General features: G+C 63.8%; 17 protein-coding genes. 6 read left to right on the top strand and 11 right to left on the bottom strand.

The features are described from left to right. Window positions 1–9: 9 nt before the first annotated feature. The 3 genes from AT302_RS06015 to AT302_RS06005 all read right to left on the bottom strand — a co-directional run bounded on the left by AT302_RS06015 (window position 10) and on the right by AT302_RS06005 (window position 1,871). Window positions 10–681 (bottom strand): cytochrome b/b6 domain-containing protein, encoded by a 672-nt coding sequence (locus AT302_RS06015; protein WP_084656041.1) that lies wholly within the window; start codon window positions 679–681, stop codon window positions 10–12. Between the two features lie 121 nt (window positions 682–802). Beyond that, on the bottom strand, window positions 803–1,264 hold the full coding sequence (locus AT302_RS06010) for a winged helix-turn-helix domain-containing protein (RefSeq protein WP_084656040.1): 462 nt from the start codon (window positions 1,262–1,264) through the stop codon (window positions 803–805). Then, complete coding sequence (locus tag AT302_RS06005; protein WP_064675045.1) at window positions 1,254–1,871, bottom strand: CoxG family protein; 618 nt, start codon at window positions 1,869–1,871, stop codon at window positions 1,254–1,256. The genes AT302_RS06010 and AT302_RS06005 overlap by 11 nt, the downstream gene beginning before the upstream one ends. Before the next feature lie 339 nt (window positions 1,872–2,210). Here AT302_RS06005 and AT302_RS06000 point away from each other — a divergent pair, with 339 nt between their 5' ends. From AT302_RS06000 to AT302_RS05990, 3 genes are all read left to right on the top strand, one after another. Beyond that, the gene (locus AT302_RS06000) at window positions 2,211–3,233 is read left to right on the top strand and encodes an XdhC family protein (protein ID WP_058377653.1); all 1,023 of its coding nucleotides are present in this window, start codon (window positions 2,211–2,213) and stop codon (window positions 3,231–3,233) included. 315 nt (window positions 3,234–3,548) lie between these two features. Next, on the top strand, window positions 3,549–4,556 hold the full coding sequence (locus AT302_RS05995) for a DUF2515 family protein (RefSeq protein WP_058377652.1): 1,008 nt from the start codon (window positions 3,549–3,551) through the stop codon (window positions 4,554–4,556). A gap of 5 nt (window positions 4,557–4,561) precedes the next feature. Next, window positions 4,562–5,170, top strand: coding sequence for a hypothetical protein (locus AT302_RS05990; RefSeq protein WP_058380128.1), 609 nt, complete (start codon window positions 4,562–4,564; stop codon window positions 5,168–5,170). A gap of 130 nt (window positions 5,171–5,300) precedes the next feature. On the opposite strand, the gene AT302_RS05985 is transcribed toward AT302_RS05990, so the two are convergent. After that, window positions 5,301–5,747 carry a hypothetical protein gene (locus AT302_RS05985; RefSeq protein ID WP_058377651.1) on the bottom strand — a complete coding sequence of 149 codons (447 nt, stop codon included), beginning with the start codon at window positions 5,745–5,747 and terminating at the stop codon, window positions 5,301–5,303. 157 nt (window positions 5,748–5,904) lie between these two features. Next, window positions 5,905–7,455, bottom strand: a complete 1,551-nt coding sequence (locus tag AT302_RS05980; RefSeq protein ID WP_058377650.1) for a DegQ family serine endoprotease — start codon at window positions 7,453–7,455, stop codon at window positions 5,905–5,907. 346 nt (window positions 7,456–7,801) lie between these two features. On the opposite strand from AT302_RS05980, the gene AT302_RS05975 reads away from it, so the two are divergent. Further along, window positions 7,802–8,236, top strand: coding sequence for a hypothetical protein (locus AT302_RS05975; RefSeq protein WP_058377649.1), 435 nt, complete (start codon window positions 7,802–7,804; stop codon window positions 8,234–8,236). Window positions 8,237–8,281: 45 nt separating this feature from the next. On the opposite strand, the gene AT302_RS05970 is transcribed toward AT302_RS05975, so the two are convergent. Both AT302_RS05970 and AT302_RS05965 read right to left on the bottom strand, forming a co-directional pair. Then, window positions 8,282–9,640: an ATP-binding protein gene (locus AT302_RS05970; protein WP_058377648.1), complete on the bottom strand. Its 1,359-nt coding sequence runs from the start codon at window positions 9,638–9,640 to the stop codon at window positions 8,282–8,284. Further along, window positions 9,640–10,380 (bottom strand): response regulator, encoded by a 741-nt coding sequence (locus AT302_RS05965; RefSeq protein ID WP_237172080.1) that lies wholly within the window; start codon window positions 10,378–10,380, stop codon window positions 9,640–9,642. The genes AT302_RS05970 and AT302_RS05965 overlap by 1 nt, the downstream gene beginning before the upstream one ends. A 305-nt stretch (window positions 10,381–10,685) precedes the next feature. Here AT302_RS05965 and dacB point away from each other — a divergent pair, with 305 nt between their 5' ends. Together dacB and AT302_RS05955 are read left to right on the top strand one after the other, a co-directional pair. Further along, on the top strand, window positions 10,686–12,317 hold the full coding sequence (gene dacB, locus AT302_RS05960; protein ID WP_084656039.1) for a D-alanyl-D-alanine carboxypeptidase/D-alanyl-D-alanine endopeptidase: 1,632 nt from the start codon (window positions 10,686–10,688) through the stop codon (window positions 12,315–12,317). Window positions 12,318–12,483: 166 nt separating this feature from the next. Continuing rightward, window positions 12,484–13,380, top strand: coding sequence for a sterol desaturase family protein (locus tag AT302_RS05955; RefSeq protein ID WP_058377647.1), 897 nt, complete (start codon window positions 12,484–12,486; stop codon window positions 13,378–13,380). On the opposite strand, the gene AT302_RS05950 is transcribed toward AT302_RS05955, so the two are convergent. The 4 genes from AT302_RS05950 to AT302_RS05935 are packed head-to-tail and all read right to left on the bottom strand — an operon-like array spanning window position 13,306 to window position 17,065. Then, window positions 13,306–14,403 carry an L-threonylcarbamoyladenylate synthase gene (locus tag AT302_RS05950; RefSeq protein ID WP_058377646.1) on the bottom strand — a complete coding sequence of 366 codons (1,098 nt, stop codon included), beginning with the start codon at window positions 14,401–14,403 and terminating at the stop codon, window positions 13,306–13,308. The genes AT302_RS05955 and AT302_RS05950 overlap by 75 nt on opposite strands. 3 nt (window positions 14,404–14,406) lie before the next feature. Next, window positions 14,407–15,600: a 5-(carboxyamino)imidazole ribonucleotide synthase gene (locus AT302_RS05945; RefSeq protein WP_058377645.1), complete on the bottom strand. Its 1,194-nt coding sequence runs from the start codon at window positions 15,598–15,600 to the stop codon at window positions 14,407–14,409. 41 nt (window positions 15,601–15,641) lie between these two features. After that, entirely contained in the window at window positions 15,642–16,157 is a 516-nt protein-coding gene (gene purE / locus AT302_RS05940) for a 5-(carboxyamino)imidazole ribonucleotide mutase (RefSeq protein WP_058377644.1), read from the bottom strand. A gap of 17 nt (window positions 16,158–16,174) precedes the next feature. Then, window positions 16,175–17,065: a phosphoribosylaminoimidazolesuccinocarboxamide synthase gene (locus AT302_RS05935; RefSeq protein ID WP_058377643.1), complete on the bottom strand. Its 891-nt coding sequence runs from the start codon at window positions 17,063–17,065 to the stop codon at window positions 16,175–16,177. Window positions 17,066–17,100: the final 35 nt, after the last annotated feature.

Genomic DNA, 17,100 nt, shown 5'->3' with positions numbered 1-17,100 from the left:
ACCGGACGCTCAACGCCCGGTAATCATCGTGCGCAGCGTGCGGGGCACCAGCGCCACCATGACCACGTGCACCACGATGAAGGCCACCAACCCTGACATCGCTAGAAAGTGCACCCACCGCGCGCCCTGAAATCCGCCGAACAGATCGCACAGCAAGCTGAGTTGCACGGGCTTCCAGATGGCGAGCCCCGACGCGATGAGCAACACCAGATCGAGCACGGCGAACAAATACGCCGCGCGTTGCACATAGTTGTAGTGACGTGGATCGGCATGCGCGAGACGGCCGCGCAACGCAGCAAACGCGTCGTGCAGGATGCCTTTGACGGACAGCGGGAAGAAACGGCGCGCCATGCGCCCGCTCGCCAGATTCAGCAGCAGGTAGACGAGGCCGTTGGCCGCGAGCAGCCACATTGCCGCGAAGTGCCAGCGCAGTGCGCCACCAAGCCAGCCGCCGAGCGTGATGCCGTTGGCAAAACGGAAGTCGAACAGCGGGGAGGCGTTATAGATGCGCCAGCCGCTCGTAATCATCACGAGCACGGCCAGTACGTTGATCCAGTGGGTGACGCGCAACCAGCCCGGCTGAACTACCGGCGAGGCGCCGGGGGCCGGGGGTGGCGAGGGAGCCCGCTCGGCGTGCGCGGCGGGCTCGTGTGCAGCAGAAGGTTTCGTGGCGGCTTGCATGACGTCTCCATCGCTTGTTTTTGGCGTCGATGGAGACAGTGTCGTGCGCTTTCAGTCACAAAGTCCTGTCGAAAAGATAATCATTTTGTGAGATTTGGTCAGGACTCGTGGAATTACGGGGTTACGCGTCGTCGGGATCCTGTACCGGGCCGCCCTTCAGATAAGCGTCGAAGGTTGGTACATGGGCGTCTAGCAGGGAGCGAATCTCCCGGATGAGGGTGTCGTAATGCGCGGTCAGGTTCTGCGCGAAAGGCGTGAGTTGCGCCCCGCCACCCGACACGCCGCCGATGTGGCGCGTCACCAACGGCTCGCGAAACTCGTGATTCATCGCCTCCACGAGCAACCATGCCCGCCGGTACGACATGCCCATGCCACGGGCCGCGGCCGAAATCGAGCCCGTCTCGTCGATGGCGCGCAACAGCGAAAGCCGCCCGGGACCGAACACGGGCGCGTCGCCGTCGCGAATGCGCACGCGCACGTCGTAACCGGCCACGCCGGGCTTTGCTGGCGTCTTGGCCACCGCTTGCGGGGCGTCAGCCGCACCGGCCGCGCCGGTCTTTCCCGAACGACGCTCAGCTGGCATGGTTCCCCCACATCACAATGAGAATCAGGATGACGGCGGCCACGGCCCACGGCCACCAGCGCGACAACGGGCTGCGTGCCGGAGAACGCTCACGCGTCGCCGCGCCCGTCGCCATGGCGGCCGCCACCTCGCCATCGGCGGCCACGGGTTCGCCCACGGCGTGGTGCGGTGCGACGACGGCAATAAAACGGGTCAGGAATTCGTCGGCGAAGCGGCGCGCCGCGTCGTCGACCAGCGAGTTATCGACGTGCGCAAGTTCGCCGCCGATCTTGGCGTGCACGTCGTAAGTCAGTACGGTGTTCATCGGTCCTTGCGGTTGGAGCGTAATGGCGGCCGTGCCGCGTCCGAACCCGGCGGACGGGCCCAGACCGTCGAAATGGAGGGTGTATGAGGTCGGCGCGATCACGTCGGTGAGCGTCATGCGCCCGGTGAAGCGCCCTTTGACCGGCCCCGCCGACGCGGACATCACGATCGACCAGGTAGTGTCGTCTAGCCGATCGAGCGATTCGCACCCGGGAATGCACTGGCGCAATACGCCGGGATCGTTCAGCGCGATCCATGCGACGTCTCGCGCCATCGGCAATTGCCGGCGGTTCTGAAGTTCCATTGCCCTTTCCCCTTTGCCGTCAGGCCATACGGAATATGGAATACGGAATCGTCTCGAACATCGAAGCATTGTGACACGAGTTCCCGCCATGGGAGTCTCCTGCCGAATATCCGCTCGAATACAGCGCAAGGCAAGGTGGGCGCGGGCGCGATATACTCGCCGCATCACATCGAGCGGTATCTTTTCGGCAACAGCCGGTCCCTCGGCTGCCTGCATCGGCATTTGCCTCCGCGCTTCGCGGACAAGTGTTGTCAACGTGCTGGCATTGCCGTGTGACCGCGTCTTCGGTGCCGTGGCCCATCCGGGCCGCCGCTCGCGTAATGGCGAAGGAACCGTGCAATGGACAGTGTCGATCTGGAAGTGCTGAAGTCCGCCGTACAGTGGACCCGCGCGGGCTTTTTCGTCACGCTGGGCACTGTCGTGCGTACGTGGGGCTCGGCCCCGCGCCCCGTGGGCTCGATGCTCGCAATTCGTGAAGACGGCCATCTGGTCGGCTCCGTCTCCGGCGGTTGCGTCGAAGACGATCTCATCGCGCGCATCCGCGCGGGGGACTGGCCGCAAGACCGGCCGCAGATCACGAGTTATGGCGTGACGGCTGAAGAGGCCCATCGTTTTGGCTTGCCGTGCGGCGGCACGCTGCAACTGGTGCTCGAACCGGTGCGTGAATCGTCGCGCATTCCCGATTTGCTCGACGCCATCTCGCAATTCCGCCTCGTCGTGCGCGAGCTCGACATGACCAACGGTGCGGTGCAAATTGCACCGGGCCATCGCACGCCGTCGGTCGAATTCGATGGCGAACGCCTGATCACGTCGCACGGCCCGCGCCATCGGCTGGTGGTCATCGGCGCCGGGCAGTTGTCGAAATACGTGGCGAGCATGGCCAACGCGCTCGACTATCACGTGATCGTCTGCGACCCGCGCACCGAGTATGCGGACGAATGGCAGGTGCCGGGCACCGAGCTCTCGCGCGAGATGCCCGACGATCTGATCGTACGGCTGCAACTCGACTCGCACAGTGCCGTGCTCACGCTCACGCACGATCCAAAGCTCGACGACATGGCGTTGCTCGAAGCGCTCAAGTCGCCCGCGTTCTATATCGGGGCGATCGGCTCACGCGTGAACAACGCGCGGCGCCGCGAGCGGCTCTCGTTGTTCGATCTGAGTCTGGAGGAAATCGAGCGGCTGCATGGCCCCGTCGGCATGCATCTCGGCGCGCGCACGCCCGCTGAAATTGCCGTGGCGATTCTCGCCGAGATGACCGCCATCAAGAACGGCATTACGGTGACGCAAACGTTCGCGGTGCGCTCGCAGGACGATCTGGACAACGCAGCACCCGCCTCGGAATGCCGTACAGCGGCTTGATCGGCTGTTTGCCCCCACGCGGCCGGCAGCTTCGTCGACCTGAGTGGGGGGCTCGCCTCCCCTGCGCTATCCGTTAGGTTCGTAGTGCCCCATTGAGACCGAAAGGACTCGGTTTCAATGGGACTCTTCATATTCTCCCGCCTGAATTGGGGCATTCGTCCCATTCCTGATCTAAAACCGCGTCTCACACGTTCCATCGTGACATTCGATTCACCGTCACTTTTGCGATGTGGAGGACGCGTCTGCTCGCACTGATTCTCCGCATTGCAATGGTTGGCGGTCGCCCCCTTACCAAGACACTGCGAAAGAACCTCCGTGACGCCTTGCGAAGATAAAAGCTGCCCCGTTTGTTATCCCAACCGGCTCGATGACGCCGCTGCCGCGCGCAAAAAGCGCGACGACGACCGACACGAATGCGTCGAGATGTGGCGCTTCTATCAGAAGAAAGCCGAGGCCATCGTTGCCGTCGCCGATCCGATCGCACGTAATCGCCGCATCAATGCGGAATACGCCAAGTTGTGGCTGGGTGACCGGCGCTTTCAATGGGCCGGGCTAGCCGCATTTGCTTCGAAACAAGTTGGGTGCGGGTTGCTCAATGCCCGTGCCTTGTTCGAGAAGTCGAATCAGCAACGAGACGACTACCAGAAGTGGCGCGGGAGTAGCTCGCTGCTGGAGCAAATGTCGCCCGTTCACTCGCCGCGCGTACGGATGCCCGATCAGGGGGAAGGTGCGGGTGCCGCGACGGTGTACGAAATGCTCGCCAAAGGAAATATGGCGCTATTCCTCGATGTTTGGCCGCTGCATATGTTTTACAAGGAATATGGGCTTCGGCGGTTTAAGCAATGCTTGCGTGAACGCATGCAATTACGAGGCAGGGTGCGGTGGGAACTGAATGATGATGTCCCGTTTGGTGAGCCATGGGCGGAAATAACGGACGGATTCTCTGCGATTGAGAACGGGAATATTGCGCTGGGGGTGGACTATCTTGCCCGCCACGAGCAGGTCAACATATTGCGACCCGCAATCTACGAGGACTGGATGTTTGCATCGTTGATGCGCGCAAACCAGTTCCTTTGGGTAACTAGCTTCCCAACCGGATCGGCCAAGGAAATCCAGTTGACGCTGGCAGTTGAATGCGAACTCCCCAACACGGACACCAAGGTCGTGAGGTTCAGCGACAAACCCTTCGCCGACCTTTCAAACGTCGGACAGCGTCTGGAATTCACATTGCGACTGGCAGCGCAGTTTGACGCGCTGCTCAAGGATCCGAAGCAGAAAGTCCTAATCGAAAACTCGCTATACCTGATCGCTCACGCCAGATGACCACAATGCATCGACGTTTCCCATGGAAAAAGTACACGCTGTGGGGCCTGCTTGCCCTCGCATCCACATGGTTTATATACGTGATCGCACGACCCGTTGATGAAGTCACCCTCACGATTGGGGAGCCGTACGAGCATGCACGACAGCGATCGCGCTCCACACTCCCCCCCGAAGTACCCGGCCGGGGTTGGTTCGGTCACGTAACTCGCCCCGCAACGCTGCGTTTCGTCGACGCTCAGTTTGGTTTCGTCAGCCCGCCAGCGAAGTTCCTCGCTGTAATGTATGACGATCATGGCAAGGTCTCGTCGCTCAGACTCTCGCCACAAGTCAGAACATTGCTACTCGACGATGCCATGGCGATCGTGACCGATCTACAAGACCAGTTCGAACGAGGCGGATGGCGGGTACAACACCACAGCGGCCCTCATCCACGCTTGGATTCTCCAGAAACGAGAGCCGCAATCGAAAAGAACGACGATGCACCGACGACCCGCTGGCAGGCTGACGACAAGTATCAAGTGTCCATTAACATTCGCAGCTTCGGCGAAGAAACGAGACCGGGCAAGGTTCGTTATCTGATTACCATCGCGTTATCGGACGTGGTGTTTCTCTAATCGTGAAGTAAAACAACCACCCATAAAAAAAACGCCGCCTTTCGGCGGCGCAACTCGCTCACTCGTTGCTACGGGTACTGCAAACTACCTGGGTTACTCCCTCATCCGTGGCTGCGGATCGATCGGCACATCAATCGTGCGGCCACAAGAATGTTGCCGTGGCATGCCCCTTGGCGGGCACCTTCACTTCCCGCGTCATGGGCTTGCCGTTGTAAGTCGCCTTCACGGTGTAGTCGCCCGCGGGCAACTTCACCAGCATGAACGGCCCGCGCGAATGCGCATCGAGTACCGTCTCGCCGCCACGCATGATCTGCACCTGCGCATCGGCCACATACTCGTTCGCACCGTCGCCGCGCGCCGCCATCTCGATCGATAGCGGCCAGCCGCCTGCCGAGCGCTTGAACGCGCCGGACTCGTCGCTATCGATGCCCCCGGAGACGTACGTCACGTTGCCCTGATGCATCTCCTGCGGCAGATTGCCGCCCTGTGCGTGCGCCAGCCCGATACCGCCCAGACTGCCTGCCAGCACAGCGGCCGTGGCACCTGCCACTGACCAGCGTTGCCATTGTTGCCACATGTTCGACCTCCCGTTTCATGACTTCACGATGCCGGATCGTGCCGGTACGGCGGCGGTCTCTCTGCGATGACACCGCAGCCGCGCCGGCACACAAGGTAGTGCGTGGCATCCCGCGAGTGCCGCCCTCGGCGGCGCGTCTTCAACTGCGTGACTCGCCTTAGCCGAGATCGACCGGGATGAAAATCTGTTGCCCGTCGCGCTGCACAAGCAACGCGACATTATTGCCCGCCTTCTTGAGCTTGTCGCTCAGTTGCGAGGCGCTTGTCACCGGCGTGCCGTTGAGCGACAAAATGATGTCGCCTGCTTGCACGCCAGCCTGTTCTGCCGGGCCGCCTGCACGCGCGACGAGCAAACCGTTCGTCACCTGCGCCGCACGCTTTTCGTCCGGCGAAAGTTCGCGCACCGCGAGCCCCAACCGGCCGTGCGTGGCCGAATCGTCGGCACTTGCCACGTCCTTCTTCTCACTAAGCGCCGCCACCTTCACCGACACCGTTTGCTGCGCGCCGTTACGCCACACCGTCAGCGTCGCGGTCTGTCCCGGGCGCATATCGGCGATCTTCTCAGGCAGTTGCACCGAGTCGTTGATGGTCGCGCCGTTCACCGCAAGAATCACGTCGCCCGCCTTGAGATCGGACTTCGCCGCAGGGCCGTTCTTGTCGATCGACGACACGAGTGCCCCGGTCGGCTTAGGCAGACCAAACGACTTCGCCAGCGATTGATTCACTTCCTGAATCGTCACGCCGATGCGCCCGCGACTCACCTTGCCGTACTGCTGAAGCTGCGACTTGACCTTCATCGCCATGTCGATCGGAATCGCGAACGACAGCCCCTGGAAGCCACCGGTACGCGAGTAGATCATCGAGTTGATACCGATGACCTCACCGTTCAAATTGAACAGCGGTCCGCCCGAATTGCCCGGGTTGACCGGCACATCCGTCTGAATGAACGGCGTGTAATTCTCGTCAGGCAACGCACGCGCTTTCGCCGATACGATGCCTGCCGTTACGGTGTTGTCGAAACCGTAGGGCGAGCCAATGGCCACCACCCATTCACCGGCTTTCGACTTCGACGGATCGCCAATCTTCACCGTCGGCAGATCGGTCGCGGCAATCTTGAGCAACGCCACGTCACTCGCCTTGTCGCTGCCCACCACCTTCGCCTTGTACTCGCGCTTGTCGGTCAGTTTCACCGTCACCTGACTCGCATCGTCAACGACGTGCGCATTGGTCAGGATGTAGCCGTCCGGGCTCACGATAAAGCCCGAGCCGAGGCTGCGCGTCGGTCCGCTGTCGGCGCTGCTGCCGCCATCGTCACCACCATCGCCGCCGTCGTTACCCGGCGCGCCGTAGAAGTGGCGGAAGAACTGGAACAACGGATCGTTCTGATCCATGCCCGGCGGCATCGGCATTGTCGAAGCGCCACGGCCCGCCGAAGGTTTCCCATCGTGCGTCACACTGATGTTGACTACGGCCGGTCCGTATTGTTCCGCGAGTTGCGAGAAGTCCGGCACCAGCATGCGCGGTGCGGTATTCGACGTATTGACGACGCCCGTTGCCGGGGCAGCGGCCGGCAACGCCGCGCTGGCGTCGGAGACCACGTCCGAGGCGAGCGGCGCCTGCCAGTGTTGACGACCCGCGACATAGCCGCCCGTCAATGCGACGAGCACAGCGCCAGCAACCAACGTACGAGTGAGCTTCGAAGTCCGCATGAGTCTCTCCTTCCAGACGACCACGTTTGACATGACTGTGATCGTAGAGAGGCTCCCTTAAGAGAACCTTAAGACCCGACAAAGTGGCGACGAGAGATCGTAGAGGCGGCAATCCAAAGAGCGTCGACGCGATATCCGTTCGGATGAGGGTGTCACGCATCGAGCGCAGGGCGACGCAATGCTGATCGCTATGCGTAACGCTTGCAGGCGTTTGATAGCGGGGCTCGCGTGGTTCGCCTTGCGTGCGGTGTGCCCCGCTGGCTACGGTGGCAAGGTGGTGCCATTTCGCACCGCATGGACTTCACGTTCCACCCTTCACCCACTCACGTATTCAGGAGGCATCACGATGCAAACCACTGATTCGACGTTGGCTCGCGCCGCGCGCGCTGTCGGCACCGCAGGCTTCGTACTCGGCATGGCGTTGGCATTTTCCGCGCAGGCCGCCCCGGGCAACGGTAGTGGCATGCAAGGCAACGGTATGGGCACACAAGGCCCTGCCGATTCGACGCAAGCACAGGGGATGCAAGGCACACAAGGGATGCAAGCTGCGCAGGGGATGCAGGGCACGCAGCAGGCCCAAGGCAACTGCTCGCGGGAAACACCGTCGGACAATGCCATCGTGGGCAAGTCGCTGACCGAAGCCAAGTCGATGCTGCAAGGCTGCCCGTGGCGCATCGGCGAGCAGGACGGCAAGGCCATGCCGCTCACCCGCGATCATCGCCCCGAGCGCCGTACGCTCACCATTGAAAACGACAAGGTCACGAACGTGACGCGTGGGTGACGTCTGGCAGCGCGGCGCGATGTTGCGCCGCGCACTTTTGACACATCAAAGCGCTGGCGGGACGCTGGATGCCGAAGCGTCGAAACTCACACGCACGCGCAAACCATGACCGCCGCGTGCATCGAGCAACTCGACTCGCGCGCCATGCGCCTGCGCAATATTGCGCACGATCGCCAGCCCGAGGCCACTGCCTTCCGCTCGGACATCGCCCGACTGGTTCGGCTCGCCGTCCCCGCCCCGGAAGAATCGATCGAACACGCGCTCACGCTCGGCCGGGGCAATGCCCGGGCCGGTGTCCTCGACCTCGACGGTCACCGGGCCAGCGCTCACGAGCCGCACGTCGATTCGCCCACCCTGCGGCGTGTATTTCAGTGCGTTATCCACGAGATTGCCGAAGAGCGTCTGCAATGCATGGCCGTCGCCATGCACGTGCGCACGCGCAGCCATGTCATCAGGCGCATCCAGTCCCAGATCGATACCGCGCGCCACGGCCAGCGCCGCGTGATGCGCCACCACGTCTTGCAGCAACGGCGTGAGCGGCAACTCGGTGAACGCACTCGCCGCGCGTGCGGCGTCAGGCTCTTGACGCGCCAACGTCAGCAACTGCCCCACGAGATGCGACGCGCGACGTACGCCATCACGCAGATCGCGCATCGCTTCAGCGCGCTCCTCGTCCGTGTGCGCGCGCTCCAGCAACTGCACCTGTAATTGCAACGCGGCCAGTGGCGTACGCAGCTCATGGGCAGCATCGGCCACAAACGCTTTCTGCTGTACAAGCGCTTCGTCGAGTCTTCCGAGCAAGCTGTTGAGCGCACGCACGAGCGGGCGCACCTCGTCCGGCAGCCCGGCCTCAGGCAACTCGGAAAGCGCCCCCGGCGCGCGGGCATCGAGTGCGCGCGTCACCCGTCGCAGCGGTTGCAGCCCCCGGCCAACGACAATCCACACGAGCAGCGCCAGAATCGGCATCGCAATGACCAGCGGAAACAGCGTGCGCAGCGCCATCGATACTGCGAGCGAATCGCGAATCACCATCGGTTGCGCCAGTTGCACGACGTTGTCGCCCACGAGCGCCGCATACACGCGCCAGTCGCCTTCAGGCGTCTGTACCGTTGTGAACCCCAGTTCGGCGCGCGGCGGCAACGGGGTGCGTGGATGCGAGTAATACAGTTCGACGCCGTTTCGGCTCCAGATCTGGATCACCAGCCCGCCCGCATCGCTATGGTCGCCCGGCACGCTGGAAAACGGCTCGGCAGGCAGCGACAACGCCATTTGCTGCAATTGGAAGTCGAACAGCGCGTTGGCCTCGGTACGGGCCTGACGGAAAATGGCGATGCCCGCGAGCAACAGCGCCGCGACCAGCGTAAGCAGCAGGCCGACGAGCAGACGGCGACGGATCGAGCGCATCACTCGACCTCCGGCGCGACTGCGCCACCTGAAGAGCCCGATGCACTCGATGCGCCAGACGCGGCCTGCGTGCCCTGTGCCCCCGGCGACGGCATCATGTATCCGACACCCCGCACGGTAAGGATAGCATCGGCACCGAGCTTCTTGCGCAGCCCGTGGATATGCACCTCGACGGTGTTGCTCGCAATTTCCTCGCCCCAGCCGTAAATGCGCTCTTCGAGTTGCGATTTGGACAGCACCGCGCCGGGCCGGTTGAGCAACGCTTCGAGCACCGCATATTCGCGCGCGGACAACGTCACCGGTGCGCCATCGCAACTCACTTGCCGCGTAGCAGGATCGAGCACGATGCCGCCGTGCCGCAGCAACGGTTCGCTGCGCCCGGCTTGTCGCCGTACCAGCGCCCGCAAACGCGCCGCCAGTTCATCCAGATCGAAAGGTTTGACGAGGTAGTCGTCGGCACCGGCGTCGAGCCCCTTGACGCGATCGGCCACCGCATCGCGTGCAGTCGCGATGATGACCGGCAGCGTTTGACCCCGTGCTCGTAACGTACGTAACACGTCGATACCGTCGCGACGCGGCAGCCCGAGGTCGAGCAGCAACGCATCGTACGTCTCGAGCGACAAGGCATCGAGCGCGCGCTGGCCGTCGTCCACGTGATCGACCGTCCAGCCGTCCTGCCGCAGGCCTTTCGTCACTGCCGCAGCGATCATCGCGTCGTCTTCTACCAATAAAATTCGCATGTATTTGGCCCCCAACGGCGCGACATTGTCACGCGGTGGTCCGCGTTGTGCTGCGCAATTGCGACGTCACCCGCGCCATCGGCGATGTTGCCTCTGAGTGACATTCCGTCGATTTTCGACCCATTGTAGCGACAGTTCGTTGCATGCCCGACTTACAATGGCGGACATTGTGCGGTGCGCGTCAGACGCTCGCCACCGCACGCCGAACACACGACCGCTTCGCCCGCCGCCAACCGCACGCCCCCGCACCTGCCAAGGTGCCCGTCCGGTTTCGCTGCGCGTAACACTGGAGAACACCGCCCGCCATGCGCGTCTTCCGCCGCTCCCGCCACACGATCTTGTCCGCTCGCTCCCTTTCCATCCCGTCATTGTCTGCGCATGCACCGTGCGGCACGTCCTCGCACACGATCACACGCGCGTCGTCGCTCACGTTCGCGCGTGCCGCAGGTTGTGCCGCGTTTGCCGTCGCCGTCGCGATGAGCGCGCCCGCGCAAGCCAAACCTGCCAAGCACAAGATGCCGAAGGTGCCGGCGGCCGCCCCGAGCGCCACGCCGCTGCCCGCGCCGCTGGCTCGTTTGCTCGCTGCCAGCAAGGTGCCTGCGGGCCACGTGAGCGTGATCGTGTCGAAAGTCGACAATCCGCTGCAAACGCGGGGCCGTCTCGCCGCACCGCTCATCTCGATGAACGCGAAGGTGCCGCGCAATCCCGCGTCGACGATGAAGCTCGTGACGACGATTGCCGCACTCGACACGCTCGGGCCCGACTATCGCTGGCGCACGCAGGCATTCACCGACGGTCAGTTCGATGGCCGCACACTCAACGGCAATCTGTATTTCAAGGGCACCGGCGATCCGAAACTCGTGCCCGAGGAAATGGAGAAGTTCGTCGCCGAGTTGCACAACGCTGGTGTCACCAACATTAACGGCGACATCGTGCTCGACCGTTCCGCTTATAGCTCGGACATCGGCGCGATCGAAGCGATCGACGGCGGGGGCGATCGTCCGTACAACGTCGCGCCCGACGCACTGCTGTATTCGTTCAAGGCTGTCTCGTTCAGCTTCTCGGGCAACCCGAACGGCACCGTCAATGTGAACGTGTTGCCGCCGCTGGCGAATCTGCAAGTGTCCAACGAGTTGTCGTCGACAGATGCCGGCAACTGCGGCGATTGGCTCACCCGCATTCATCCGACGCTCAATCAAGGCGCCGACGGCACGTACGTCGCACGCTTCTCGGGCACGTACCCGACTGCCTGCGAAGACAAGGACTGGAATGTTGCCGCCCCCGATCGCGACCGCTTCTTCCTCGGCGGTTTCCGGGCACTGTGGCAAGCGTCTGGCGGGCAGTTCAACGGCAACGTACGCACGGGTGTGGTTCCCCCGGGGGCGAAACTGCTCGTCACGCATCGTGGCCAGACGCTCGCCGAAGTCGTGCACGACATGAACAAGTTCAGCAACAACGTGATGGCGCGTCAGTTGTTCCTGACGCTGGGCCTGCCGCCCGATGGCAAGACACCGGCCAGCGTCACGCGCTCGCGCGAAGCCCTTGATCGCTGGCTCGACAAGCACGATCTGTCGATGCCGGGTCTGGTGGTGGAGAACGGCTCGGGCCTGTCGCGACGTGAGCGCATCAGCGCCGCCGAGTTGACCGGGCTCTTGCAGCACGCGATCAACAGCCCGACGGCGCAGGTGCTGGTCGAGTCGATGCCGACGGTCGGCGTGGACGGCACCATGCGTAACCGCCTGACCGGCAGCCCGGTGGCGGGTAACGCGCACATCAAGACCGGTACGCTCGACGACGTGCGCGCTGTGGCGGGTTACGTCGGCACGCGCAACGGCGATATCTACGTGGTGGTGTCCCTCGTGAACGACGCCAAGGCCAACAACACGCGCGCCTTCAACGATGCGCTGATTTCGTGGGTGTACGAGAATGCGCCCTGAGCGCGCCCTAAACACTCATCGAGCGCAAAAGCGGCTTTCGAGGATTCACTCTAGCCGCTGCGCCAAGGCGTGACATTGGCCTCAGAATAGACGCTTCATCGGCGTCATTTCCGCTCAGACGGAAAGACGCCGGTCAGATGACCCAATCGTGAGGAGACGCGAGGTCATGAACGTCGAGTTGATTCTGCTGGCGCTGGCGCCCGTGTTCGTGCTGTGTATCGGTATCGAAGCGTGGTACTGGCGACGACGCCGCCCCGGCATGTACAGCCTGAAGGACACCGTGAGCAACGCCACGCTCGCGCTCATGCATCAGGGCGCCGACAAGCTCGCCTGGCTGCTCATCGTGCCGTTCTACGCGTGGCTCTACGACCACCACCGCATCTACACGATGCCGGCGGGCTGGGTCGGTTTCCTGCTGCTGTTCGTCGTGCAGGATTTTCTCTACTACGTATTCCATCGCGCCAGCCATCGCATTCGCTGGCTATGGGCCGCGCACGTCGTGCATCACTCGTCGGAGCGGCTCAATCTGTCGACAGCGTTCCGCCAGAGCCTGATGTATCCCGTCGCAGGCATGTGGCTGTTCTGGACGCCGATGGCGCTGATCGGCTTCACCCCGATTCAGATCGTCGGCGTGGTGCTGCTCAATCTCGCGTTTCAGTTCTTCGTACACACACAAGCCATTCCGAAACTCGGCTGGCTGGAGTACGTGCTGAATACCCCATCGATTCACCGCGCGCACCATGCACGCAACCCGCGTTACATCGACCGCAATTACGCGGGCGTGCTGGTGATTTGGGATCGCCTGTTCGGCTCGTATGTGGAAGAAAGCGACGCGGAGCCGTGCGAGTACGGCATCGTGAATCAGATTCACACGCACAACCCGATCACGCTGACGTTTCACGAGTGGGGGTCGATGGCGCGCGATGCGATCACGCTGCCCGGCTGGCGCAACAAGTGGATGGCCCTGTTCGGGCCACCGGAGTGGTCGTCAGGCTTGCTCGAAAGCCGCCGCAGCGCGGCCGAGGCGGTCGTTGACGGCAGCCCAGGCGGGCGTGTCCGGTAAGCGCTCGAAGAGGATACGCGTGACATTCGCACGATCCAGACGGCGCAGCAGCGCGTAGAGATCGGTCGCCAGCGCGTCAGGGGTGGGCGGCAACGTGAACTTCACTACGTCGTCGCCTAATGCCACCAATGCGTCGGCACCCGACACATCCGACACGTCCGACAATGACGGCAGCGCCGCCAGCGTGCCAGCGAAGGCCACCACGGCCACGCGCTCGCCTTTCGGATGCACGGCCAGCGCAGGTGCGAACTGTGCCGTGTCACAGAGATAAAGCGGCGTGCGCGGTGCGTAATGCGCCTTGAGCGTGCCGGAAGCACGCGGCGCGTTGGCATCCTGCCCCGGCAAACGCGGCATCTCGCCCAGCACTTCGGCGATCTGTTCCGGCGTGATGTGCCCCGGGCGCAGCAGCGCCGGAAAACCCCGCGACAAATCCACGATGGTCGATTCGATGCCCACGGCCGCTTCGCCGCCGTCGAGCACATGCACCGTCACGCCCGGCAGACCGGCGAACTCGTCGCGCACGTGTTGTGCGGCGGTCGGGCTCACCTGACCGAATCGATTGGCCGACGGCCCGGCCACACCGCCCTGCCCGCTGGCGCCGCCTTTCACGCGAGCGAACTCGCGCAACAGCGCCTGCGCAACGGGATGCGACGGCACACGCAGTCCGACGGAATCCTGACCGCCCGACACGGCCGCCGGAATATGCGGCGCACGTTTGACGATCAGCGTGAGAGGGCCCGGCCAGAAGGCGTCCATGAGCTTGCGCGCGGCAGGCGTCACGTCGTCGCTCCAGTAACCGGGGTCGCCCTCGGGCGAGAAATGCACGATGACCGGATGATTCGCCGGCCGGCCCTTGGCCGCATAGATGGCCGCGACGGCCTGCGGGTTCTCGGCGTCACCCCCGAGGCCGTAGACGGTCTCGGTCGGGAACGCGACCAGTTCGCCCGCGGCCAGTTGCCCGGCGGCTTGCGTGATCGCTTCAGCAGACGGCATGACGATGCGAGGGGCCTGCGACGACGTCATCGCTCAGTCTTCCAGCGCGATATTGAGGCTGGTCGCTGCGGCGACGCACGCATCACGTGCCTCGTCGAGCGTGGCGCCAGCAAACGTGATGTGGCCCATCTTGCGGCCCACGCGCGCTTCTTCCTTGCCATACAGATGCAGACGCGCCGACGGCAGTGCCACGACGTCGTCCCACGCCGGTGCGCGGGGTTGGTCCTTAGCATCGCCCTCGAACCACACGTCGCCCAGCAGGTTGAGCATCACGGCGGGCGAATGCTGACGCGTCTCACCCAGCGGCAGGCCGGCCATGGCGCGCACCTGCTGCTCGAACTGACTCGCGGCGCATGCGTCGATCGTGTAGTGACCGCTGTTGTGCGGACGCGGTGCCATTTCGTTGGCGATCAGCGAGCCATCCTTGAGGATGAAGAACTCGACGCACAGCACGCCCACGTAGTCCATTTGCGACGCAATGGCAGCCGCTGCCGCCCGCGCAGCATCGGCGAGCGCCGGGGCCGCATCGGGGGCCGGGACGGTGGTGGTGGCCAGAATGCCGTCGATATGGACGTTCTGCGCAAGCGGGTACGTCGCGACGGTGCCGTCGGCGCCACGCGCGCTCAGCACCGACACTTCATAGGCCAGCGCAAGACGCTTTTCCAGCACGCACGCCACGCCGCCCATTTCGGCATACGCAGCACGCGCTTCAGCGGGCGTATTGACGCGCACCTGCCCCTTGCCGTCGTAGCCCATGCGGGCGGTTTTCAGAATGCCCGGCAGCACGGTCTCGATCGCTGCATCACCAATGGCGTGCAGCGCGTCGGTCGACTCGATCACCAGATGGGGTGCCACCGGCACGCCGCAGCTTTCAATGAATCGCTTCTCCGCCACGCGATCCTGCGCAATCGCAACGCAGCGGCCCGCCGGGCTCACCGTGGTGCTTTGCGCGAGGAAGTCGAGCGACTGCGCCGGCACGTTCTCGAACTCGGTCGACACGGCCGGACACAACGCTGCCAGTTCGGCGAGTGCGGTTTCGTCGCGATAATCGGCCACGATCAGACGGTCGGCCACGGCACCCGCCGGGCAGCGCGGGTCCGGGTCGAGAACGCAGACCTTGTAACCCATCGATTGGGCGGCGAAACAGAACATGCGGCCGAGTTGGCCGCCGCCCAGCATACCCAGCCATTGACCGGGAAGGATGGGCGCAGCGGAGGCAGGATTCATCTTCGTTGAGGCGAGAAAGCGTGCGGGGACGGGCTTGTTTTTTACAGTGCCGGCAGCGTCATGCCGCGCGCCGCTTCGGTTTGCTTGGCGCGGAAGGCGTCGAGCTTGCCGGCCAGCGTCTTGTCGTCGGCAGCGAGCATGGCCACGGCAAACAACGCCGCGTTGGCCGCACCGGCTTCGCCAATCGCGAAGGTTGCGACCGGCACGCCCTTGGGCATCTGCACGATCGAGAGCAGCGAGTCTTCGCCACGCAGATACTTGCTCGGCACCGGTACACCCAGCACCGGCACGGTCGTCTTCGCGGCAATCATGCCGGGCAGGTGCGCGGCACCGCCGGCACCGGCGATGATCGCCACCAGCCCGCGCTCGCGAGCGGCTTCGGCGTAGCGGAACATGTCGTCCGGCATGCGGTGCGCCGAGACCACCTGCGCTTCGTACGGCACGCCGAACTCGGCCAGAATGGCGGCCGCGTTCTTCATCACTTCCCAGTCCGAGTTGGACCCCATCACCACGCCCACGCGGGGCGCGGCGGCTTGCTTATCGCTCGTTGCAGTCATTGTCGTTTCCGTCCCGCTCAGGCCAGTTGCTGGCCGGTCAGGCGCTCAAGCGCCTCGCGGTACTTCGCAGCGGTCTTCTCGACGACTTCATCCGGCAGCTTCGGCGCGGGCGGGGTCTTGCCCCACACTTGCGTCTCAAGCCAGTCGCGCACGAACTGCTTGTCGAACGACGGCGGGTTGCTGCCCACGGCGTACGAATCGGCCGGCCAGAAGCGCGACGAATCGGCCGTGAGGGCTTCGTCCATCAGATGCAGCTTGCCGTCGTCATCGAGACCGAATTCGAACTTCGTGTCGGCGATGATGATGCCGCGCGTGGCGGCGTAGGCGGCCGCTTCCTTGTACAGACGGATCGAGATCTCGCGGATCTGCTCGGCCAACTCGCGGCCGATGCGGCTCACCATGTCGTCGAAGCTGATGTTCTCGTCGTGCTCGCCCAACTCGGCCTTGGCGGCCGGCGTGAAGATCGGCTCCGGCAGTTGCTGTGCGTTTTGCAAGCCTGCGGGCAGCTTCACGCCACACACGGCGCCGGTGGCCTGATAGTCTTTCCAGCCACTGCCGGCCAGATAACCCCGCACCACGGCTTCCACCAGAATCGGCTTCAGGCGCTTGACCACGACGGCGCGGCCGGCCACTTGGGCGGCTTCGTCAGCCGACACCACCGACTCCGGCGTGACGCCGGTCAGGTGATTCGGCACGACGTGCGCGAGCTTGTCGAACCAGAAATTAGCCATCTGGTTGAGCACACGGCCCTTGCCCGGAATCGGCTCGCCCATGATGACGTCGAACGCCGAGAGGCGGTCCGTCGTCACAATCAGCAGCTTGTCGTCGCCGACGGCATAGTTATCGCGCACTTTGCCGCGGGAGAGCAGCGGCAGGCTCTTGAGGGAGGATTCGTACAGGGCGTTCAAGGCGGGGGTAGTCACGGCGGGACCCGATGTCAGAA

The sequence above is a fragment of the Pandoraea norimbergensis genome (genome assembly GCF_001465545.3).
GTDB classification, from domain to species: domain Bacteria; phylum Pseudomonadota; class Gammaproteobacteria; order Burkholderiales; family Burkholderiaceae; genus Pandoraea; species Pandoraea norimbergensis.
This window is presented reverse-complemented; position numbering and strand designations above follow the sequence as displayed.